This is a genomic window from Bradyrhizobium symbiodeficiens, assembly GCF_002266465.3.
Classification (GTDB): domain Bacteria; phylum Pseudomonadota; class Alphaproteobacteria; order Rhizobiales; family Xanthobacteraceae; genus Bradyrhizobium; species Bradyrhizobium symbiodeficiens.
Window position 1 is genome coordinate 3,092,578 of record NZ_CP029427.2, and the last position, 21,797, is coordinate 3,114,374.

Annotated in this window: 22 protein-coding genes; 17 read left to right on the forward strand and 5 right to left on the reverse strand. The window is 64.6% G+C overall.

Annotated features, from left to right (window positions below):
• Nucleotides 1-156 precede the first annotated feature (156 nt).
• From CIT39_RS14095 to CIT39_RS14135, 9 genes are all read left to right on the forward strand, one after another.
• On the forward strand, nucleotides 157-1,614 hold the full coding sequence (locus tag CIT39_RS14095) for a 6-hydroxynicotinate reductase (RefSeq protein WP_094974718.1): 1,458 nt from the start codon (nucleotides 157-159) through the stop codon (nucleotides 1,612-1,614).
• Complete coding sequence (locus CIT39_RS14100; protein WP_094974717.1) at nucleotides 1,611-2,507, forward strand: UPF0280 family protein; 897 nt, start codon at nucleotides 1,611-1,613, stop codon at nucleotides 2,505-2,507. Before CIT39_RS14095 ends, CIT39_RS14100 begins: the two co-directional genes overlap by 4 nt.
• Nucleotides 2,508-2,522: 15 nt before the next feature.
• Nucleotides 2,523-3,107, forward strand: coding sequence for an amino acid synthesis family protein (locus CIT39_RS14105; RefSeq protein WP_027557295.1), 585 nt, complete (start codon nucleotides 2,523-2,525; stop codon nucleotides 3,105-3,107).
• An 80-nt stretch (nucleotides 3,108-3,187) separates the two neighbouring features.
• Nucleotides 3,188-4,390: an ABC transporter substrate-binding protein gene (locus CIT39_RS14110; protein WP_094974716.1), complete on the forward strand. Its 1,203-nt coding sequence runs from the start codon at nucleotides 3,188-3,190 to the stop codon at nucleotides 4,388-4,390.
• Between the two features lie 239 nt (nucleotides 4,391-4,629).
• Entirely contained in the window at nucleotides 4,630-6,519 is a 1,890-nt protein-coding gene (locus tag CIT39_RS14115; protein ID WP_094974715.1) for an ABC transporter permease, read from the forward strand.
• Nucleotides 6,516-7,307: an ABC transporter ATP-binding protein gene (locus CIT39_RS14120; protein WP_094974714.1), complete on the forward strand. Its 792-nt coding sequence runs from the start codon at nucleotides 6,516-6,518 to the stop codon at nucleotides 7,305-7,307. Before CIT39_RS14115 ends, CIT39_RS14120 begins: the two co-directional genes overlap by 4 nt.
• A complete protein-coding gene (locus CIT39_RS14125) occupies nucleotides 7,304-8,008 on the forward strand; it encodes an ABC transporter ATP-binding protein (protein ID WP_094974713.1) in 705 nt (234 codons plus the stop codon). Before CIT39_RS14120 ends, CIT39_RS14125 begins: the two co-directional genes overlap by 4 nt.
• A 23-nt stretch (nucleotides 8,009-8,031) precedes the next feature.
• A complete protein-coding gene (locus CIT39_RS14130; RefSeq protein WP_094974712.1) occupies nucleotides 8,032-8,487 on the forward strand; it encodes a MarR family winged helix-turn-helix transcriptional regulator in 456 nt (151 codons plus the stop codon).
• 207 nt (nucleotides 8,488-8,694) lie between these two features.
• A complete protein-coding gene (locus tag CIT39_RS14135; RefSeq protein WP_094974711.1) occupies nucleotides 8,695-9,084 on the forward strand; it encodes a hypothetical protein in 390 nt (129 codons plus the stop codon).
• 4 nt (nucleotides 9,085-9,088) lie between these two features.
• On the opposite strand, the gene CIT39_RS14140 is transcribed toward CIT39_RS14135, so the two are convergent.
• Both CIT39_RS14140 and CIT39_RS14145 read right to left on the reverse strand, forming a co-directional pair.
• A complete protein-coding gene (locus tag CIT39_RS14140; RefSeq protein ID WP_094974710.1) occupies nucleotides 9,089-9,772 on the reverse strand; it encodes a hypothetical protein in 684 nt (227 codons plus the stop codon).
• 125 nt (nucleotides 9,773-9,897) lie between these two features.
• Entirely contained in the window at nucleotides 9,898-11,094 is a 1,197-nt protein-coding gene (locus CIT39_RS14145) for an amidohydrolase family protein (RefSeq protein WP_094974709.1), read from the reverse strand.
• Nucleotides 11,095-11,250: 156 nt separating this feature from the next.
• On the opposite strand from CIT39_RS14145, the gene CIT39_RS14150 reads away from it, so the two are divergent.
• From CIT39_RS14150 to CIT39_RS14160, 3 genes are all read left to right on the forward strand, one after another.
• Nucleotides 11,251-12,024, forward strand: coding sequence for a ferredoxin--NADP reductase (locus CIT39_RS14150; protein WP_094974708.1), 774 nt, complete (start codon nucleotides 11,251-11,253; stop codon nucleotides 12,022-12,024).
• 104 nt (nucleotides 12,025-12,128) lie between these two features.
• Nucleotides 12,129-12,452 (forward strand): hypothetical protein, encoded by a 324-nt coding sequence (locus tag CIT39_RS14155; RefSeq protein WP_094974707.1) that lies wholly within the window; start codon nucleotides 12,129-12,131, stop codon nucleotides 12,450-12,452.
• An 89-nt stretch (nucleotides 12,453-12,541) separates the two neighbouring features.
• Complete coding sequence (locus CIT39_RS14160; RefSeq protein WP_244607578.1) at nucleotides 12,542-13,876, forward strand: cytochrome P450; 1,335 nt, start codon at nucleotides 12,542-12,544, stop codon at nucleotides 13,874-13,876.
• Between the two features lie 25 nt (nucleotides 13,877-13,901).
• Here CIT39_RS14160 and CIT39_RS14165 read toward each other — a convergent pair whose 3' ends face one another.
• Nucleotides 13,902-15,155 carry a DUF763 domain-containing protein gene (locus tag CIT39_RS14165; protein ID WP_094974706.1) on the reverse strand — a complete coding sequence of 418 codons (1,254 nt, stop codon included), beginning with the start codon at nucleotides 15,153-15,155 and terminating at the stop codon, nucleotides 13,902-13,904.
• Nucleotides 15,156-15,282: 127 nt separating this feature from the next.
• Here CIT39_RS14165 and CIT39_RS14170 point away from each other — a divergent pair, with 127 nt between their 5' ends.
• The gene (locus tag CIT39_RS14170; RefSeq protein ID WP_094974705.1) at nucleotides 15,283-16,422 is read left to right on the forward strand and encodes a mechanosensitive ion channel family protein; all 1,140 of its coding nucleotides are present in this window, start codon (nucleotides 15,283-15,285) and stop codon (nucleotides 16,420-16,422) included.
• A gap of 12 nt (nucleotides 16,423-16,434) precedes the next feature.
• On the opposite strand, the gene CIT39_RS14175 is transcribed toward CIT39_RS14170, so the two are convergent.
• Together CIT39_RS14175 and CIT39_RS14180 are read right to left on the reverse strand one after the other, a co-directional pair.
• A complete protein-coding gene (locus CIT39_RS14175) occupies nucleotides 16,435-17,355 on the reverse strand; it encodes a PepSY-associated TM helix domain-containing protein (RefSeq protein WP_094974704.1) in 921 nt (306 codons plus the stop codon).
• Nucleotides 17,356-17,626: 271 nt separating this feature from the next.
• Nucleotides 17,627-18,607: a tripartite tricarboxylate transporter substrate binding protein gene (locus tag CIT39_RS14180; protein ID WP_094974703.1), complete on the reverse strand. Its 981-nt coding sequence runs from the start codon at nucleotides 18,605-18,607 to the stop codon at nucleotides 17,627-17,629.
• 115 nt (nucleotides 18,608-18,722) lie between these two features.
• On the opposite strand from CIT39_RS14180, the gene CIT39_RS14185 reads away from it, so the two are divergent.
• Genes CIT39_RS14185 through CIT39_RS14200 form a run of 4 tightly spaced genes read left to right on the forward strand, consistent with a single transcriptional unit; the run spans nucleotide 18,723 to nucleotide 21,792 of the window.
• Nucleotides 18,723-19,433 (forward strand): TetR/AcrR family transcriptional regulator, encoded by a 711-nt coding sequence (locus CIT39_RS14185; protein ID WP_094974702.1) that lies wholly within the window; start codon nucleotides 18,723-18,725, stop codon nucleotides 19,431-19,433.
• Nucleotides 19,434-19,463: 30 nt separating this feature from the next.
• Nucleotides 19,464-20,402, forward strand: coding sequence for an amidohydrolase family protein (locus CIT39_RS14190; RefSeq protein WP_094974701.1), 939 nt, complete (start codon nucleotides 19,464-19,466; stop codon nucleotides 20,400-20,402).
• Entirely contained in the window at nucleotides 20,399-21,112 is a 714-nt protein-coding gene (locus CIT39_RS14195; RefSeq protein WP_094974700.1) for a PIG-L deacetylase family protein, read from the forward strand. Before CIT39_RS14190 ends, CIT39_RS14195 begins: the two co-directional genes overlap by 4 nt.
• Nucleotides 21,109-21,792: a 4-carboxy-4-hydroxy-2-oxoadipate aldolase/oxaloacetate decarboxylase gene (locus tag CIT39_RS14200; RefSeq protein WP_094974699.1), complete on the forward strand. Its 684-nt coding sequence runs from the start codon at nucleotides 21,109-21,111 to the stop codon at nucleotides 21,790-21,792. Before CIT39_RS14195 ends, CIT39_RS14200 begins: the two co-directional genes overlap by 4 nt.
• Nucleotides 21,793-21,797 lie beyond the last annotated feature (5 nt).

A 21,797-nucleotide genomic window follows, 5' to 3' on the forward strand; every position in this document is an offset into this window, starting at 1 on the left:
CAGCGCGACTGCCTTCTTTGTGGACAGAGCGGATAGGCAAATGAGGCTTTATGCAGCAGCCGCATCTTTTGCGCTGCACCGCCGCTTGACAGCCATCCGGGGCGCGCGCACCATCGTTCGTATACGAATGATAACCGCGATCTCGCTGGCTCTGACATGGTGATGGAAACGACGAGCGCTGCTATCGACAAGATCCGCTGCGATGCCTGTCCGGTGATGTGCTACATCAAGCCGGGCGCCGCGGGCGCCTGCGACCGCTACGCCAACCACGACGGCAAGCTCGTCCGCGTCGATCCGCATGTGATCCTGGAGCGCACGGTCTCGCATGGCGGCAAGCTGGTCCCGTTCAGCCGCACCGAAGATTGGGACGGCAAGATCGTGCACGAACCCTCGACCTTCGTGACCGCGATCGGCGCAGGCACGACCTATCCCGACTACAAGCCGGCGCCGTTCATCGTCTCTGCGGAGGTCGACGGCGTCGACATGGTGACTGTCGTCACCGAGGGCATCTTCTCCTATTGCGGCATCAAGGTGAAGATCGACACCGATCGCTATCTGGGGCCTGAGACGGCCACCGTCCGCGCGCAGGGCGAGGCGGTCGGTCACGTCACGACCAGCGAATACGGTTCGCAGATGCTGTCGCTCGGCGGCGTGCATCACCTGACCGGCGGCTCCAAGAAGGAGGGCCGCGTCACCTGCGACACGTTGATGGATCTCGCCAATTGCAAGGCGGTGGAGTTGACCATCGACGGCGGTGCGAGCGTGGTGGTGCAGGCCGGCCAGCCGCCGATCGTCAACGGCATGAAAGAAGAGCGCATGCGGGTCGGCTGCGGCTCGGCGACCATCGGCATGTTCGCCAAGCAATGGCACGGCAAGGTCGACGAGGTCGTTGTGGTCGACGACCACATCACCGGCGTGCTGAGCGAGCACCAGGCCGGCAAGCTGCTCGACATCGCCGACACCGGCATCAAGATGAAGGGCCGGCGCTCGACGCCCGGCCGCTATTTCCAGGTCGCCGATCCCGGCACGGGGTGGGGTGGGACCAACATCTCCGATCCACTCGCGATCCTCGGGCCGTTCGATGCCAAGGAAGCAAAGCCGGGTCTCTCGATGCTGATGGTCTCCACCACCGGCGAGCATTCGTCCTATTATGTGCTTGATGAGGTCTTGAGGCCCGTCGAAACCGAGATGCCGGCCGACCTGAAGTTCTCGGTCGAGCGCATCCAGGAGAATTGCGAGCCGGCGCTGTGCACGGTGCTGTTCATGGCAGGAGCTGGCGGTTCGCTGCGCGCGGGCGTCACTGACAATCCGGTGCGGCTGACACGGTCGGTGAAGGATGCGCTGACGCGCGTCACCAGCGGCGGCGCGCCGGTCTATGTCTGGCCGGGCGGCGGCATCACCTACATGGTCGACGTGACGCAGATGCCGTCAGGTGCGTTCGGCTATGTACCGACCCCGGCGCTGGTCGCCCCGATCGAGTTCACGATGAAGCTGTCCGACTACGCTGCGCTCGGCGGTCACATGGATTACGTGAAGCCGCTCGCCGAGGTGCAGGCCGGTGACGATGTGCGTCAGCTGCCGTGGCAGAACCCGATCCCGGGACCGCGGTCATGACGAGGCTCCCGCAAATCGCATTGCTGTCTGATGGCCGGCGGCTGCATTTGCAGGATGGTCCGATTGATCTGGTCGTTGAGGCGAGGGGACGCGCGGACGATGTGCGTGCGGCTTACGAGGCCGCGGCACGGCGGTTGACCGGGCTGCTCGACGAACTCTGCGCCGAACTGCCGGAGCTGCGGAGCGCCGCCGGCAAGCGCACTTCGCTGAAGGGCGTGGTTGCGTGTCGGATGCACGCCGCTGTCGCGCCATTTGCCGCCGATTGCTTCATCACGCCGATGGCTGCGGTGGCAGGCAGCGTGGCGGAGGAGATTTTGGGCGCGATGCTCGGTGCTGCGACGCTGGACCGCGTCTATGTGAACAACGGTGGCGACATTGCGCTTCATCTCGCTAACGCCGAATATTTCTCCATCGGCCTGATGGACCGACCTGATCGCGACGGCGTGATGCGGACGATGCGGGTGGATGCCGATGATCCCGTGCGCGGCATCGCGACCAGCGGACGGCACGGCCGCAGCTTTTCGCTTGGCATTGCCGATGCCGTGACAGTGCTGGCGGCGACGGCGTCGCAGGCCGATGCGGCTGCGACCGTCATAGCCAACGCTGTCGATCTGCCCGGGCATCCCGCCATCATTCGGATGCCAGCAAACGAGCTTCAGCCCGACAGCGACCTCGGCGCGTGTCTCGTCACCCGCGGCGTCGGTGAATTGTCGCTGGGGGAGATCGCCGCCGCACTCGAATCTGGCGCGGAATGTGCACGACAATTGTTCGATCGCGGATTGATCGAGGGTGCCGTGTTGCAGCTCTGTGGTGATATGCTTGTCATCGGACCGAAAGAAATTGAACGGCAACGAACGCGTCCGCTTCTGCTGGAGAACGCGGTCTGTGCCTGAACGGGGAAGCGAAGCATGAGCGCGATCATCCGCAAGATCGTCACCGTCGTCGAAGAGACGCAGATGGAGATGGGCCGCCAGGTCTCGCCGCCGACCCGGCGCGCGGCGGCGATTGCCGTCATCGAAAATCCCTTTGCCGGAAAATATGTCGAGGACCTCTCGCCGCTGATCGCGATCGGCGAGGAGCTGGGCGAGCTCTTGTCGAAACGCGCGGTGGCGGCGCTCGGCATCGATGGCGCGAAGGCGCAGAGCTACGGCAAAGCTGCCGCCGTCGGCGAGAACGGCGAGCTCGAGCATGCCGCCGCGATCCTCCATCCCAAGATGGGCGCGCCGGTGCGCAAGGTGCTGAGCAAGGGCGCGGCGCTGATCCCGTCGTCGAAGAAGCGTAGCGGGCCGGGCACGACGCTCGACATCCCGCTCGGGCACAAGGATGCCGCCTTCGTGCGGAGCCATTTCGACGGCATGGAGGTGCAGATCAACGACGCGCCGCGCGCCAACGAGATCATGGTCGCGGTCGCCGTGACCGACAGCGGCCGTCCGCTGCCGCGCGTCGGCGGGCTGACGGTTGCGGAAGTAAAGGGCGAGGACGGTTTGAGATAGAACTCGGAGCGGGAGGCGGGCACAGCCTCTCCGATGAGATCACGCAGAAGACGTAAGAGAGTTCAAAACTGGAGGTTGGGATGCGAGCTAGAAATTACTTCGTCGGCGCGGCCTTTGCGCTTCTGGCGGGCGGCATGGCTCATTCGGCCGTGGCGCAGGACATCAAGATCGGCGAGATCAACAGTTATTCGCTGCTGCCGGCGTTCACCGAACCCTATCGCAAGGGCTGGCAGCTCGCGGTCGAAGAGATCAACGCGGCCGGCGGTATCAACGGCAAGAAGCTGGTTGTGATCTCCAAGGACGACGGCGGCAAGCCGGCGGATGCGCAGACCGCGGCGAATGAGCTGGTGTCGAGCGAGGGCGTCGCGATGCTGACGGGTACGTTCCTGTCGAACATCGGCCTTGCCGTCAGCGACTTCGCCAACCAGAAGAAGGTGTTCTTCCTCGCGGCCGAGCCGCTGACGGACGCCGTCACCTGGTCCAAGGGCAACAAGTACACCTTCCGCCTGCGGCCCTCCAACTACATGCAGGCGGCGATGCTTGTCGAGGCGGCCGCGAAGCTGCCCGCAAAACGCTGGGCGACCATCGCGCCGAACTATGAATACGGCCAGTCCGCGGTCGCCGTCTTCAAGAAGCTGATGTCGGAGAAGCGCCCTGACATCCAGTGGGTCGACGAGCAGTGGCCGCCGCAGGGCAAGATCGACGCGGGTCCGGTGGTGCAGGCCGTTGCCGCCGCCAATCCCGAGGCGATCCTCAACGTCACCTTCGGCGCCGACCTCGTCAAGCTCGTGCGCGAAGGCAATACCCGCGGCCTGTTCAAGGGCCGCGAGGTTGTCTCGTTCCTGACCGGCGAGCCCGAATATCTCGATCCGCTCAAGGATGAGACGCCCGAGGGCTGGATCGTCACCGGCTATCCCTGGTACTCGATCAAGACGCCAGAGCATGATGCGTTCCTGAAGGCCTACCAGGCCAAGTACAACGACTATCCGCGCCTCGGCTCGATCGTCGGCTACCAGACCATCAAGGCGGCCGCCGCGATTCTGGCGAAGGCGGGCTCGAGCGATCCGGAGAAGCTGATCGCCGCGGCGGAGGGGATCTCAATGCCGTCGCCGTTCGGTGAGATCACCTTCCGCAAGATCGACCATCAGTCGACTCTCGGCGCATTCGTCGGCAAGACCGCGCTGAAGGACGGCAAGGGCGTGATGGTGGATTCGGTCTACAAGAAGGGCGCGGACTACCTGCCGAGCGATGCGGAGGTCGAGAAGCTGCGTCCGAAGAATTGATCACCACTGCCGTAGGGTGGGTTAGCCCTGCGGACTGCGCGTAGCGCAGACCGCTTGGCGTAACCCACCACGGTCTACACTCTCAGAACCAGAAGAGGTGGGTTACGCCCAGCGAACTGCGCTTCGCGCAGTCGAAAGGCTAACTCACCCCACGAAGCTCCCTCTCCCCGCAGGCGGGGAGAGGTGAACCAAGACCCGCGTGCCCTGCCGTGGCATGCAACACCCAACCCGGACCGCCGATGGCCTTTTACGTCGTACAGTTTCTGACCGGTCTCGCCAGCGCGGCGTCGCTGTTCCTGGTGGCCTCGGGCCTGTCGATCATCTTCGGCGTGACGCGGATCGTGAATTTCGCGCATGGCGCCTTCTACATGATCGGCGCCTATATTGCCTTCACCCTGACGGAGCGTCTGTCGGGTGCGTTCGGCTTCTGGGGCAGCATGGTGCTGGCCGCGATTGCCGTGGCGCTGATCGGCGTGCTCGTCGAGATGGTGCTGCTTCGCCGCATCTATCATGCGCCGGAGCTGTTCCAGCTGCTCGCGACCTTCGGCCTGACCTTGATGGTCGAGGATCTCGTGGTGTTGATCTGGGGGCCCGACGATCTGGTCGGCCGCCGCGCTCCGGGCTTTCGGGGCGCCATCGATTTCTTCGGCCAGAACATCCCGAGCTATGATCTGTTCCTGATCGTGCTCGGCCCTGTCGTGCTCGGCATTCTCTGGCTGCTATTCCAGCGCACGCGCTGGGGCGTGCTGGTGCGCGCGGCGACGCAAGACCGCGACATGGTCGCAGCACTCGGCGTCAATCAGAAATGGCTGTTCACGTCCGTGTTCGCGGTCGGCGTCTTCCTGGCCGCGCTTGGCGGCGCGCTACAGATTCCGCGCGATGCCGTGCACCACGCCATGGATTTGCGCATCATCGTCGAGGTCTTCGTGGTCGTCGTGATCGGCGGCCTCGGCAGCATCGTCGGCGCCTTCGTCGCGGCGGTGCTGGTCTCCGAGCTCAATGCCTTCGGCATCCTGATCTTTCCGAAGATTTCCATCATCCTGGTCTTCCTGGTGATGGCGGTGGTGCTGATCGTGCGGCCGTGGGGGCTGTTCGGCAAGCCGGAGGCGCCCGCGCGCAAGACGCCCGGGCTTACCGTCAATCCATGGCGCCCGCTGACGTCGAACGAGCGGCTGCTGGCGCTTGCGGCGCTCGTGATCGCAGCGACGCTGCCGCTGTTCGCCGGCAACTACGTGCTGACCGTCGGCTCCGAGATCGCGATCTTCGTGATCTTCGCCGTCAGCCTGCACTTCCTGATGTCAGTCGGCGGGCTCGCGTCCTTCGGCCATGCCGCCTATTTCGGCCTCGGTGCCTACGGCGTTGCCTTCCTCGCCAAGATGGCGGGGCTGCCGATGATCGTGTGCCTGCTGCTCGGGCCGCTGCTGGGCTGCATGGGGGCCGCCGTGTTCGGCTTCTTCGCCGTGCAGCTATCCGGTGTCTACTTCGCGATGCTGACGCTCGCCTTCGCGCAGATCGTCTGGTCGATCGCGTTCCAATGGGTGAGCGTCACCGGCGGCGACAACGGCATATTGGGCGTCTGGCCGGAAAAATGGGCGGGGAGCCCGTCGCACTTCTATTGGCTGGCGCTCGGCGTTGCGGCGCTGGTGACCATCGCGCTGCGGGCCATGGTGTTCTCGCCGTTCGGCTACGCGCTTCGGGCCACGCGCGACTCGCTGTTGCGCAGCGAGGCGATCGGCATCAATGCCAAGCGCATCCAGTGGACGGCGTTCGTGATCGCGGGCACGACCGCCGGCATCGGCGGTGCGCTGTTCGCCTATCTGAAGGGGAGCGTCTTTCCTGACAATCTCGGTATCTCGCTCTCGGTCGATGCGCTGGTCATGGTGCTGCTGGGCGGCGTCGAAACGGTGTCGGGCGCGGTGATCGGCGCCATCGTCTACAAGGCTTTGAGCATCTGGCTGATAAGCCAGACCGACCTGTCGAAGCTCGTGCTCGGCGGCTTCATCATGCTGATCGTCGTGGTCTTTCCCAAGGGCATCGTCGGCATGCTGGAAATGCTGGCGCAGCGGCGCAGGAAGTCCTCGCCGCCGGGATCATCTCTGCTTGCCAAGCCGATCGAGTCCGCCGAATGAGCGTTGCACCCCCACTTCTCGCGGTCGAAGGTCTGACCAAATCCTATGGCGGCATCCATGCCGTGCGCGGCGTTTCGTTCTCGCTGCGCGCCGGCGAGATCCTGGCGCTGATCGGGCCGAACGGCGCCGGCAAGAGCACCTGTTTCGACATGCTCAACGGCCAGAACCAGCCTGATACCGGGCAGGTCCGACTGCTCGGGGAAGAGACCACCGGCAAGAAGCCACGCGAGATCTGGCGCATGGGCGTCGGGCGCACCTTCCAGATCACCGCGACTTTCGCCACCATGACGGTGCGCGAGAACGTGCAGGTCGCGCTGATCTCACATGGCAAACAGCTGTTCAATCTGTTCGGCTCGGCGCCGAAGTTCGAACGCGGCGAAGCTGGGCGGCTGCTCGAGCTGGTCGGCATGGGTGGTTACGCGGATCGTCCTTGCGGCGAGCTGGCTTACGGCGACCTCAAGCGGCTCGAGCTTGCGGTGGCGCTCGCCAACCAGCCAAAGCTGCTCCTGATGGACGAGCCGACCGCCGGCATGGCGCCGCGCGAGCGTGTCGATTTGATGCGGCTCACGGCTCAAATTGCGCGCGAAAAGTCGATCGGCGTGCTCTTCACTGAGCACGACATGGACGTGGTGTTCGAGCATGCCGACCGCATCATCGTGCTGAATCGAGGGACGCTGATCGCCGAGGGGACGCCGGCCGAGGTGCGCGGCAATCCGCAGGTGCAGGCGGTCTATCTCGGCGAAGGCCTCGTCTACGATGCCCGCCATCGCGAGGGAGCATCAATATGAAGCTCACCGTCGAGGGCCTCAACAGCCATTATGGCCCGGCGCATATCCTGTTCGACATCGGCTTCGAGGTCGGCGAGGGCGAGGTCGTTGCGCTGCTTGGGCGCAACGGCGCCGGCAAGTCGACCACGTTCCGCTCGATCGTCGGGCTCGTGGCGCAACGCTCCGGCCGCATCATGTTCGAGGGCAAGGACGTCTCGCTGCGTCCGACGCACGAAATCGTGCGCGAGGGGCTCGGCTATGTGCCGGAGGAACGGCGCATCTTCACCGACCTGACGGTGGAGGAGAATCTCGAAGTCGGCAAGCAGCCCAAGCGTCCGAACGCACCATACTGGACGCGCGAAAAGCTGTTCGCGCTGTTTCCGAATCTCGGCGAGATGAAGAACCGCCCCGGCGGCCGCATGAGCGGCGGCGAGCAGCAGATGCTGACGATTGCGCGCACCCTGATGGGCAATCCGTCGCTGGTGCTGCTGGACGAGCCCTCGGAGGGCCTGTCTCCTAAGATCGTGGAGCAGATGGTCGATGCCATCCTCACCATGAAGAAGGAGGGCGTCAGCATCGTCGTCTCCGAGCAGAATTTGCATTTCGCGCGGCTGATCTCGGATCGCGCCTACATCATCGAGCGCGGCCGCATCTGCTTCGGCGGCACCATGGCCGAGCTCGATGCGCGTCCTGATATCCGCGACGCGCATCTGTCGTTGTGACGGCAAAAAAGGGCTGCGAACGGATGGCGAGAAGCGTCACGGCGAAGAAGAGCGTCAAGCCGGGAAAACCGCCTTACGTGCTCGACGAGCAGGTCGGCTTCATCCTGCGCCAGGTCTGGCAGCGCCACAGCTCGATCTTCTCCCGCGATATCGGCACCAATCTGACGCCGACGCAGTGGGCGGCATTGTCGAAACTCGCCGAGACCGGGCCGTGCTCGCAGAACCAGCTTGGCCGGCTGACGGCGATGGACGTCGCGACCATCAAGGGCGTGATCGACCGACTGACCGCGCGCGGATTGACCGAGACCAGCCAGGATCCCGAGGACGGTCGGCGGCTCCTTGTCAGCCTGACGCGTGCGGGTCAGCAGCTTTCGGAGAAGGTCGCGCCGAACGCGCTCGCCATCACGCGCGAGACGCTGGCGCCGCTCGAGCCCAAGGAGCGCGAGATGCTGATGGCGCTGTTGAACAAGCTGCGGTGACGGTGCCGTTGACGGTCTCGTAGGGTGGGCAAAACGGCTCGTCCGCCGTAGCTCGCAGAGCGAAGGCGGAAGCGTGCCCACCATCTTTCTCAGTCAGGAAGAGATCGTGGGCACGGCGCTTCGCGCCCTTGCCCATCCTACGACAGTTGAACAAGCTGCGAGAATTGGCGACTAACCTCGATGAGGGGTTTGTCGAGGTCTTTAGTCATGAGAGCCGCCACGAAATTTGCATTGGTCTTGAGTCTAGGTGCGGCGGTGGCGGGCGCATGCGCGCCCGCCTTTGCCGCCCAACCCTACGAGGGCTTCTGGGCGTCCACCAAAAAAGACTGCCGCGACGACGACAGCCCCAACCGCATGAGCATCGAAGGCGGCAATCGGTTGTATTGGTACGAGACACGGTGCCGCGCCAGCGAGATCACCGCTGACGGAAAGCTCGGCTGGAAGATGAAGCTCGCCTGCGAAGGCGAGGGCGAGAAGTTTCGCTCCACTCCCCGGGTCTCCATCGCGACGGACGGCAAGCTGGTGATGGACAACGGACCGGTCGGGCAGGCCAAGCGCCAGACCTATGTGCGTTGTGAGATTGCGAAGAAGCGCTGATCCCTTACGTCTGTCCCGGCCATTTGGCGCGGTAGCGGATTTCGCTGCCGTCGCCGAGCCGCCGCCACGTTCCGAACTCCGGCGTATGCGGCGCCCGGGCGCTCAAATCGATCGGATAGATACGGCTCGGTTGGCCCTGGATGTTCACGGCGAGCTGCCGGTGCGAGGTTCGAAACGCGAGCTCGACCTCGCCTGCGATGACGGGCTGGTCGCCGTCACGATGAAAGGCGGCCGGGGTCACTTCGCCAGGCATTGTATTGAGGTCGGTCTGCAGTTCGATGCCCTGGGCTGATGTCGGCACCGCGATCCCCGCCGGAAAACGGACCTCGAATACGAGCAGGGGATTGGCGCCGTTGCGGTTGAGCCAGGGCGTCGCAGTCGCATAGGCGTAGGCAATGTAGATGCCGATCCCGGCGGCGCAGAGCAGGACGACAACGCCCAGCGACTTCAGGCTGTTGCGCGCGACGTTGCCATTGCTGGTGTCCGTGCCCGAACGCGTCACCAGCCAGTTGGCAAACACCGCTCCGGCGATCGCGCCGATGGGAGAGTAAACGAAAAGTCCCACAAGCCCCGCTGTTATGGGATCCGCCCGGTTGCCGAAATCGAACAGAGAAAGCAGCACGAAACTCGCGACATAACCCGCCACCGCGCCGGCAACGCCGACGGCTATCCGTGATGAGTTCTTCATGTCTCCCCCGATGGTCCAGCAATGAACTGCCGCCACCGAGGGCTGCCTGCGTTAGACGCAGCAGGCCGCAGACTTGTTCAACGCCATCGAGGGGCGATGCGGAGCGGAGGGTCGTTCCGGCTGCGTCACTTCGCCACGATTTCCGGCACCCTACCGGCGGGCGGCGTATTGCGGCTGCGCTGGGTGCGCACGATGCCGTCGATGATGGTCATGCCGATGCCGGGGAGGTCGCCGAGCTGCACGCTCTCGAGGATGGTCTTGCCGGGAGAGTGCTGCGCCTTGTCCATGATGACGAAATCGGCGGCGCGGCCGACCTCGATCAGGCCGCAGTCGAGCTGCCGCATCCGCGCCGTGTTGCCGGTGGCGAGGCAGAACGCGATCTCGGCCGGCAGCTCGCCAATCGAAGACAACATCGAGACCATGCGCAAAATGCCGAGCGGCTGCACGCCGGAGCCGGCCGGCCCGTCAGTGCCCAGGATGACGCGATGCAGGTCGCCCATCTCGCGCGCGATGCGCAGCGTGTAGAGCGCCGAGCGCTCGTTACCGTTGTGAACGATCTCCAGCCCGCGCTTGCAGCCCTCGCAAATGCAGCGGATCTGGTCGTCGGGCAGGGCGGTGTGTCCGCCATTGATATGGCCGACCACGTCGGTGTCGGCCTCCAGCACCACGTCCTTGTCGATCAGGCCGGAGCCAGGGATCGAGGGGCCGCCGGTGTGGATCGTGCTCTGGATGCCATACTTGCGTGCCCAGCCGACCATCTTTCGTGCAGTGGGTCCGTCCTTCACGCCACCAAGGCCGACTTCGCCGAGCAGCTTGACGCCGGCGGCCGCCAATTCCTTGAAGTCCTCCTCGACCATCTCGCATTCGATGACGGGCGCGCCGGCATGAACCTTCACGCCGCCCGGACGCAAGGTCCAGAACGCGCGCTGGGCGAAGATCGCCATGGCCTTCAGACCCACGACGTCGCGGGGGCGGCCGGGCATGTGCACTTCACCCGCCGAGATCATGGTGGTGATACCGCCATGGAGCGAGCTGTCGATCCAGCCGGTCTGGTTCTGCCGCGGTGTCCAGTCGCCCGCGACGGGGTGGACGTGGCTATCGATCAGGCCGGGGGTCACCGTCGTGCCGTTGGCGTCGACGATGGTGGTTGCGCCTTCGGTGTTGAGGTCCTTGTAGCGGCCGATCGCGGTGATCTTGCCGTTCTCGGCGACGATGGTGTCGCCGTCCAGGATCGGCTTTTCCAGCGCGCCGGAGAGGATCAGGCCGATGTTCCGGATCACGAGTTTCGACGGTCCGGTGGCCTGGGGTGCGTCATGCGCCATGGAGGGGTCCTTGTCCTTAACTGCAACGCTTCCGATCTTGGGCAGCCTTGACCGCGGGAGCAAGCGGGATTATTCATTAGTATACGAATGATCGTGTACAAACGACGCATAGCTGCCCGCCTCGACAACCGCATTGACGCGACACGGATAGGTGAGATGAGCAATTTCAATCAGGAAAGCGTTTTGAGCGTCCACCACTGGACCGACACGCTGTTCTCCTTCAAGACCACGCGCAGCCCGACCTTCCGCTTCCGTAACGGCGAATTCACCATGATCGGGCTCAAGGTCGGCGAGAAGCCGTTGCTGCGGGCCTATAGCGTCGCCAGCGCCAATTACGAGGACACGCTGGAATTCTTCTCGATCAAGGTGCAGGACGGTCCGCTGACCTCGCGGCTCCAGCACCTGAAGGAAGGCGACGAGATCATCGTCAGCCGCAAGGCCACCGGCACGCTGGTGATCGACAATCTGGAGGAGGGGCGCAACCTCTATTTGATCGGCACCGGCACCGGCCTTGCGCCGTTCCTGAGCGTGATCAAGGACCCCGAGACCTACGAGCGGTTCGAGAAGGTCGTGCTGCTGCACGGCTGCCGGCACGTCAAGGAACTCGCTTATGGCGAGATGATCACGGAGACGCTGCCGAAGGACGAACTGATCGGCGAGTACATCCAGAACCAGCTGATCTACTACCCGACCGTGACCCGCGATCCCTTCCGCAACCGCGGCCGCATCACCGATCTCATCACTTCCGGCAAGCTGTTCGCCGATATCGGCCTGCCGGCACTGGAGGCCGCCCATGACCGCGTCATGATCTGCGGCAGCCCGGCCCTTGTCGCAGACACCCGCGTGCTCCTCGGCGAACGCGGCTTCATCGAGGGCAATCACGGTGAGCCGGCCCAATTCGTGGTCGAAAAGGCCTTTGCCGAGCGCTGATCCCCAATCTTGCCCGATAAGACCGTAGTTTCGCCGTCTGGCGGGCGTTGCGGCGCCGATTCGGCGCTTGATACACTGTGGGAGCGAATCAGCGGAGTTCCCACATGGTTGCGGACAGCGACAGCAACATCGCCTGGCACCGGGTCCAGTTGAAGAAGAACCGCGCCGAGTTGAAGGCGCTCGAGACCGCGCGCTTCACGATGGGCGAGATCGCCTCCTCGAAGCGGAACGGCCAGACCCAGAAGACGGTCGCGGAACTCAAGCGCAAGATCGCGCAGTCCGAGCGCGTCATCGCCGATCACGACAAGCGCACGCGCCGTCCGCTCGGCACCGACCTGCAGAGCCTCAGCAATGGCAGTTGGAGTCATTGGGACGCATACACGCAGCAGCAGCGCAAGACGGGGCAGCGTTCGCCGGGAGGCGGATAGGTCGTCTCCTCGCGCGAGTTCCGCCCCCCTTGCGCGTCGGTCCGTCCATACCATCTGGGTGAGACGCCAATAATCACTCCGGTGATCCCATGACAGTACGCCTCGATTTCACCAGCGAGGCCTTCTTCCGCGATCCGCCCAAGGCGATCGCGGCGTTGCGCATGTCAGGTCCTCTCGTCGCGACGCGATTTCCCCTGGTCGGCGATGTCTGGATCACCACGACCCATGACGCGACGGCACAGGTTCTGAAGGACGGCGCGACCTTCACGCTGCGCAAGGAGGACGGCGACGTCGCGGGTCTGCGCTGGTGGATGCCGAGCTACGTCAGGACCGTCGCCAACAACATGCTGACGATGGACGAACCTGACCATACCAGGCTCCGCAGCATTGTGGACGAGGCCTTTCGCCGCCGTGCCATCGTCGCGATGGAGCCGCGCATCCGCAATATTGCCGACGGCCTGGCCGACGAGCTGTTCGCGGAGGGACGTACAGCCGATCTGGTCCAGCGCTACGCGCGAATCCTGCCGCTCGCAGTGATCTCCGAGCTACTGGGACTGCCTCTGGCCGACCGGCCCAAATTCATCGCCTGGGGCAACGCGATGTCCTCGCTGACCAACGTCGTCGGCTTCTTCCGCTTGCTGTGGACCTTTCGCAAGATGAGGGCCTATCTCGAACAGCAATTGCGGGCCGCGCGCGTGCAGGGCGGGGAGGGCCTGATTGCCGAATTGGTCCAGGTCGAGCGCGAAGGGGCCCAGATCACGCCGGATGAGATGGTCTCGATGGTCTTTCTGCTACTCGCGGCCGGCTCCGAGACGACCACGCATCTCATCAGCGGATCCGCCTACGAGCTGCTCCGACGTCCGGACTTGCGCGACTGGCTGGAGCAGGACTGGAGTCGCGCGGGGCTCGCCGTCGAGGAGTTCCTGCGTTTTGTCTCGCCGGTGCAATTTTCAAAGCCGCGCTATGTGCGGCGGGACGTCGAGGTCGAAGGCGTGCGTCTGAAGAAGGGCGACCGTGTCATGGTGATGCTCGCCGCCGCCAACATGGATCCGGCGGTGCATGATCGTCCCGATAGCCTCGATCTGGAACGCAAGCCGAACCGTCACATGTCGTTCGGAACGGGAATCCATTTCTGCCTCGGCCATCAGCTCGCGCGCATCGAGGCGACCTGCGCGCTGGAAGCACTGTTCGTGCGGTGGCCGAAACTTGGTCTCGCCGTCGATCCCGCCGAGGTCCGCTGGCGGCGACGGCCGGGAATTCGCATGATTGCGCAATTGCCCGTGGCGCTGACGCACGTGATGGGCGTCAGCCAGCCGGGAGCAATGCCGAGCGGCTGCTCGCAAGTTAAGGGGAACCGCGATCGCTATATCCTCATGCGACTGCGAGACAAAACCTGGCGGTGGCCACATGCGGCTCACGGGTGACGAGGAGCCCGAAGATTAAGCGCCGTCAAGGGCCCGTCAACTTCTTCGCGGCGACAAGATCTCTCTCCCAGCCGAATACGGAGCGGCCGTCGAGATCGGGTGAGGCGGCGCGCTCGCCGGCGATGATGGTCTCGACCGACGGTCCGCTGGCGGTGCGTTCCAGCCGCCGGGCCTGATCGTCCAGGCGCTTGATCGCCTGCACCTCCTCGTCACGTCCGAGCTTTGCGTTCTGGATTGCGTCCTTCAGGACGCGGATGGTCTCGTCATAGACCTTGATCGGGACGGGATAGGGGTGCCGGTCCTTGCCGCCATGGGCGAGCGAGAAGCGCGCGGGATCCTTGAAGCGATAAGGTGCGCCGTGCACGACCTCCGCGACCATCGCGAGCGAGCGCACGGTGCGTGCTCCGACCCCAGGCGTCAGCAACAGTTCCGGGAAATCGACCGGGCCGCGTTCGGCGGCTGCGGCGAGGGTGCCGTGGAGGCGGCGCGCGAACACATCCTTCGGCCGGACATCGTGATGCGCGGGCATGATCAAATGCGGCAGCATGGCCTGCGCAGGCTCGGGCGCGGTCCCGGTGAGCCGTTCGAATTCGGTGAGGATACGATCCGGGCCGAGACCGGAGAGCAGTTCGAGTTGCGCGCTTCGCGATGTGTCGGCGCGATGGTCGGTGAGATTGACGATCTCCCCCTGTTGCGGGCCGTCGATCGCGCTGTGCGGCGCATCGACGAAGCTCTTCAGCGCCTCGGAGTGCCAGTGATAGCGGCGGGCCTGCCGCTTGTCGCCGTTCATGCCCTGCTGCACCACCGTCCATTTCGCGTCGGCGGTGACGAAGAAGCCATGCAGATAGAGGTCGAAGCCGTCCTGCACGGCCGCGCTGTCGACCTTCGCCACCAAACGGCTGGCGCGGGTCAGCTTTGCGCTGTCGAAGCCGACGCGGTCGCCGAGCTGCATCAACTCGTCCGGCGTCTTGCGCGAATGCTGGCCGCGGCCGCCGCACACATAAATGCCGAGCTCATCCTGAAGCGGTCCGAGTCCGCGCTTCAGCGCGCCGATCACGGACGTGGTGATACCGGAGGAGTGCCAGTCCATTCCCATCACGGCGCCAAACGACTGGAACCAGAAGGGATGCGACAGCCGCTGGAGAAACGCGTCGCGGCCGTAATGATGCACGATCGCCTGCGTGACGATCGATCCGAGCGAGGCCATGCGGCTCGCGAGCCATGGCGGAACTCGTCCAGTGTGCAAGGGAAGATCGGCGCTGCCGGTACGTCGAGTCATGATGCCGCAAATTAGCGCAGTTCGGAGACGGTTGCATCTGCGGAATGCTGCGTTGCACGAGGCGGGGGAGCGAAGCTGGCCGGGAGGCGTTGACCGGGCTACGCGAACGCAATGACGGGACCAATCGATGAATTTGCAGGCCCTGATGGCGCGCATCGACGAGATGTTGGGCTGGATACCGACATGGTTCATCGGTCTCAGCCTGATTGCCGGTGCGATCCTGCTGGCCCTGTTCGTCTACCGGCTCGCCAAATGGCTGCTCAACCGCGCCTTCGGAACGCGCATTCCGCTGTTGAGCGTATTCATCGAGCGGACGGCGGGGCCCGCTCGGCTGGCGCTCTGTCTGGCGGCGGTCGCACTGGTGCTGCCGCTCGCGCCGCTCGACGACACGATCCGCGTGCCGCTGATGCGCCTCTTCGTAGTGGCCTTCATCGCCCTGATCGGCTGGATATCGATCCGGATCGTCGACATGAGCGCGGCGCGCTATCTGCAGAATTTTCGCGACGTCACCGAGAATTTCATCGCACGCAAGCACGTCACGCAAGTGCGCGTGTTCAAGCGCGTCACCGACACAATCATTGTCGTCATCACCGTTTCCACAGCGCTGATGACGTTCGATTCGGTGAGGCAATATGGCGTCAGCCTGTTCGCCTCGGCCGGCGCAGCCGGTATCATCGTCGGTCTCGCCGCACGGCCGCTGCTGAGCAATTTGATTGCGGGCTTGCAGATCGCGATCACCCAGCCGATCCGCATCGAGGACGCCGTGATCATCGAGAACGAATGGGGCTGGGTCGAGGACATCGCCGCGACCTATGTCGTGATCCGGCTGTGGGATTGGCGCCGCATGGTGGTGCCGCTGTCCTATTTCATCGAAAAGCCATTCCAGAACTGGACCCGCGACACCGCTTCCCTGATCGGAGTCATCGCGCTCCATGTCGATTACCGCGCGGACGTGCCGCGCATTCGGCGCTGGCTGGAGGAGGCCGTGAAGCAGTCCAAGCTCTGGGATGGAGCGGTGGTCAATCTCCAGGTGATCGACGCGGACCAGCGCACCATCGAGCTGCGTGCGCTGGTCAGCGCCCGGAATGCGCCGCAATCCTGGGATCTGCGCTGCGAGATGCGAGAGAAGCTGGTCGCCTTCATCCGCGACGAGATGCCGGAGGCGCTGCCGCGCGAGCGGGCGATCCTGATCCCGTCCGCCGACGATGCCGACTTCCTGCGGCCCGTCGCGCGATCGGAAAAGACGCGGGCGAGCGCGCGCAGTTGACTCTCCGAGCGATCAGGAGGCGCCGACCACGGCCGCGCTGGATTGCCGGTCGAAACGCGGACGCCGCTTGCGCAGTTTACGTCTGGTCCAGATCAGGAGGCCGGTGGACAGCAGCGCCAACAGCGCGATCGACGTCACGACGTTGAGCGGCGAGGCGATCGAGGCCGACCAGTTTCCTTCATGGATCAGGCGCGGCCAATTGCGCGGCAGCGGCGTGACCTCCGATGGATTGACGGCGTATGCGCGTAGCTCTCCATCCTCATAGAGACGCGCCATGACGCGGCCTCCGCGCGTGCCGATGGAGATCACGTGCGCGAGGTCATGGGAGGCTGCGACCATGCGTATCGCGTCGGGCAGGGCCACGGGGCGGCCGCTGGCCGGGGCGGCTCCGCTCTGGAACGTCAGGCCGAACGCCATGCACAGGCCGGTCAGCGGGCTCAACAGGACCAGCGGCAGCGCGAACCAGGCAGTGCCCTTGTGCCATCCGGACAACGTGTTGCGCAGCCGCGGGAGCCCCATGAGGATGCCGAGCATCATCAGGATGACCAGGGCGATGGTCGAGCTCGTCACCAGCCACGCCTGGCCGAGCAGCCGCTCATGCGTGACGCGCGCCCACCGGAAAAGATCGCTGAGGCCGGAGCCGGCGGCGGCAGGTGCGCCGGTCACGAGGTCGATCGCCGGCGTGCCGGAGCCTTGCAGCGTCATCCGCTGGCCAGCCGCATTGATCGAAAACCCGCGCGCCTTGTTGTCCGGATCATATCTCTTCACCAGCTCGACGATGTGTGCGGGATCAATCGCCGGACCGCCGATGCCACCGACTTGTACCAGGGGCTCGAACGACAGGATCAGGCCGGTGGCGATGATCGCAAACAGGGGAAGCGCAAAGATCAGCGTGATCCAGCGATGGAGCGTCAACAACACGGGTTTGTTCATTCTTCGATCTCCGGCGATCTTGGACACTCGTCGCCTGGCGCAGCCCCGAAGACAAATGACGCTTTGTCCACGTCACCGCGTTGATGTGCCGCAAATGGAAGCGTGGCTATCGGCGATGCTGCGATCGCCAATCGTTCGCAGGTTTTCGAGCATCATCGACAATTGAGCAGCAGCCGTGGAGCCACTGCTCTTCCGTCACGAAACGGTTGAGCAGGGCAGCGCGTCCTTGCCGGCAGCGTGCGCTCGGAGATCGAGCCCTTGGTGAAGTGCCTCACTGCGCGCGGATGTTGGCGGCCTTCAGCACCGGCTCCCATTTGGTCGCCTCGGCGTGCATGTAGGCGTCGAACTCCTTGGGCAAAGAGCCGACCGGAGTGGCGCCGATCTTGCCGAGCGTCGACAGCACGTTCGGATCCTGCAGCGCCGCCTTGAGATCGGTCTCGAGCTTCGCCACGATCTCGGGCGGCATTTTGGCCGGACCGAGCACGCCCCACCAGACCGAGACGTCGTAACCGGAGACGCCGGATTCTGCGACGGTCGGAACGTTGGGCAGCGCCTTGGAGCGCTCGGCCGAGGTCACGGCCAGCGCGCGCACCGGACCACCTTCGAGCTGGCCGATCGCTTCCGCGAGCGGATTGATGCTGAGCGGGATCTCGCCAGCTATCACGGCGGTCAGCGCCGGCGCGCCGCCCTTGTAGGGGATCGCGACGATCTTGGTGCCGGACATGTATTTGAGCAGCTCACCGGCGAGATGCGCCGAGGTGCCGTTGCCGGACATGCCGTATGACAGCTTGTCGGGCTCCTTCTTCGCCGCGGCCAGAAGATCGGCGAGCGTCTTGTAGGGGCTGTCCTTGGCCACGACGATTGCGAGCGGTGAGGAGGCGATCTCGGTGATCGCGGTGAAGTCCTTGAACGTGTCGTAGGGCACGCTCGGATAGATGAACTGATTGAGCGGATGGCCGCTGGCGACGAGGATCAGCGTGTAGCCGTCGGGTGCGGCCTGCGTCAGCGCCTGCGAGGCAACGATGCCGCCGGCGCCGGGACGATTGTCGACCACCGGCTGCTGCCCCCAGGTCTTGACCAGCGCCTGGCTCAGCGTGCGCGCGAGCACGTCGACCGCGCCGCCGGCCGCGTAGGGCACGAGGATGTGAACAGGCTTGCTCGGATAATTGTCGGCGGCCTGCGCCGCGCTGCCCGCGAGCAGCAAACCGGCGCCCAGCATCAATCCGCCGATCGTCTTGTTCAAACCCAGCATTTTCCCAGCACTCCTTGCGGGCGCACGCATCCTTGCATCGGTCTTCGAGTCGTCCGGATGCCGCCCATGGTTTTTGTTGACGAGACCTGATTTCTTGTACGATAGTACAAATCTCATGGTACGCAAGCCCACCAGCAAGGAAACGGCCCGTAAGCCGAACATGCGCGAGGCGATCCTCGTCGCGGCCGAGGAACTGTTCGCCACCAACGGCTTCAATGCCGTCTCGGTGCGCGACATCGCGCAGGCCGCCGGAGCCAATCCCGGCAGCGTCACCTATCATTTCAAGACCAAGGACGGCCTGCTGCTGGAGATCTACCGGCGCCATTGCGGACCGATGAATTTGCGCCGTTTCGAGCTTCTTGCCGCCGCAAAACGCGTGCGCGATCTGCAGGATCGGCTCGAGGCGATCGTGCGCGCCTATGTGGTGCCGGCCTTCACCTCGGGCAGCGATCTCGCCGGCGGTGGGGCGCGCTTCACGCGGCTGCGGGCCGTGATGTCGGCGGAGGGCAACGAGGTCGCGCGAAAAATCATCGCGCAGACGTTCGACGACACCAGCCACGCCTTCATCGATGCGATCCACGAGAGCTTGCCCCACATTCCGCGCACCGACATCGTCTGGCGCAGTCACTTCCTGCTCGGCGCACTCTATTACTCGCTGGTGACGCCGGACCGCGTCTCGCGTCTGTCCCGCGGCGAGGCCGACGGCGGCGATGCCGCCAGCGCAATCGAGCAACTGGTGCAGGCCACGGTCGCCGCGTTCCAGGCCTCGCCGCTCGATCATGCCGCGCCGGCGCGGCGGCGGCCGGTCGTCGGCAGCAAGACGTGAAACACGCGGTTTCGCCCGGCGGTTGAAGTGATGACGATGATGTATACGCCCACCATTCCGCCGCCCGATCCGAACACACGCACGCCGAAGTTCAAGCTGCCAAGACTATCCTGCGACGCGCATTGCCACATCTTCGGGCCCGGTGCGAAATACCCTTATGCGCCGGACAGATCCTACACGCCGCCGGATGCGCCGCTCGAAGATTTCAGGGCGCTGCATGCCAGGCTCGGCGTCGAGCGCGCCGTCATCGTCAATGCCAGCGTGCACGGCACCGACAACAGTGTGGCGCTCGATGCGATCGCGCAGAGTAACGGCGCCTACCGCGCGGTCGCCAATATCGACGACACCATCACCGAGCGCGGGCTGCGTGCGCTGCACGAAGGCGGTTTTCGCGGCTGCCGCTTCAATTTCGTCCGCCATCTCGGCGGCGTTCCCGCCAAGGGCGTATTCGATCGCGTCATCGCGATGGTCGCGCCGCTCGGCTGGCACATCGACCTGCATTTCGACGCGATCGACCTGCCTGACTATGCGGACATGCTGGCAAGGCTGCCGCTGAGCTACACCATCGACCATATGGGACGGGTGAAGGCCACCGAAGGGATCGAACAGCTCCCGTTCAGGATCCTGATCGAACTGATGCAGCGTGACGAGAAATGCTGGGTGAAGATCTGCGGTTCGGAGCGGGTGTCCTCCAGCGGTCCGCCCTTTACCGACGCGGTGCGGTTCGCGCGAAAGATCGTCGAGACCGCGCCGGATCGCGTCATCTGGGGCACCGACTGGCCGCATCCCAACGTCAGGGTGATGCCGAATGACGGCGACCTCGTCGATCTCATTCCGCTGTTCGCGCCAGAGCCGGAGTTGAAGCAGAAGATCCTGGTCGACAATCCCGCGCGCCTGTTCGGGTTCGAAGATGACGGCGCGCGCGATCGATCCAAGCCTACGAATGAAAGAGGGGAGTTCGTCCCATGAAGACAGGTCTCGTCATCACCGCCCATCCCGGCGATTTCGTCTGGCGCGCCGGTGGCGCCATCGCGCTGCATGCGAAGAAGGGCTATCGCATGAAGATCGTCTGCATGTCCTTTGGCGAGCGCGGCGAGAGCCAGTTCGCATGGAAGGAGAAGGGCGCGACGCTGGAATCGGTCAAGGCCGGCCGCAAGGACGAAGCGGAGCGGGCGGCGAAGCTGCTTGGCGCCGAGATCGAGTTCTTCGATTGCGGGGACTATCCCCTCAAGCTCACCGAGGCGCATTTCGATCGCATGGTCGACATCTACCGCGAGCTCAATCCGAGCTTCGTGCTGACCCACGCGCTGGAAGACCCTTATAATTTCGACCATCCGAACGCGGCGCATTTCGCGCAGGAGACCCGAATCGTCGCGCAGGCGATGGGGCACAAGCCCGGCGCGCAGTACAAATACTCCGCGCCGCCGGTGTTCCTGTTCGAGCCGCACCAGCCCGAGCAGTGCAATTACAAGCCCGATCTGCTCCTCAAGATCGACGAGGTCTGGAAGGAGAAGTACGAGGCGTTCCAGATACTCGCAGCGCAAAAGCATCTCTGGGGCTATTACGAGCGCGTTGCACTCAACCGCGGCATTCAGGGCAGCCGCAACACCGGCGTGCCCATGACCTATGGCGAGGCCTATCAGCGCCTGTTCCCGACGGTCGCCGAGGAGTTGGCATGAAGCCGGTCGTCGTTCGCAACGTTCAACGAGCCGATCCCGCCGGCATGGCGGACTACGGCGTTTCGACCGTGCACGAGGCTTACGGCCGCATGGGCCTGATGAAGCCTTATCTGCGGCCGGTCTGGGCAGGCGCGTCGATTGCCGGCCCCGTCGTCACCGTTCTGGCGCAGCCCGGCGACAATTGGATGATCCATGTCGCGGTCGAGCAGTGCAGGAAAGGCGACATCCTCGTCGTCGGCTGCACCACCGACAATACCGACGGCATGTTCGGCGAGTTGCTGGCGACTTCGCTGCAGGCCCGCGGCGTGCAGGGGCTGGTCATCGATGCCGGCTGCCGCGACGTCAAAGCGCTGCACGAGATGAAGTTTCCGGTGTGGTCGCGCGCGGTATCGGCCAAGGGCACGGTCAAGGCGACGCTCGGCTCGGTCAATATTCCCGTCGTTTGCGCCGGCGTCAGCGTCGATCCCGGCGACATCGTCGTGGCCGATGACGATGGCATCGTCGTGGTGCCAAAGCGCTACGCCGCCGAAGTCGCCGAGAAGGCGAAGAAGCGCAACGCGGACGAAGGCGGCAAGCGCAAGCGGCTTGCCTCTGGCGAGCTGGGTCTCGACATGTACAGCATGCGCGAGGCGCTGGCGAAAGCCGGGCTCGTCTATGTCGACAATCCCGAGGATGTCTGAAGAGA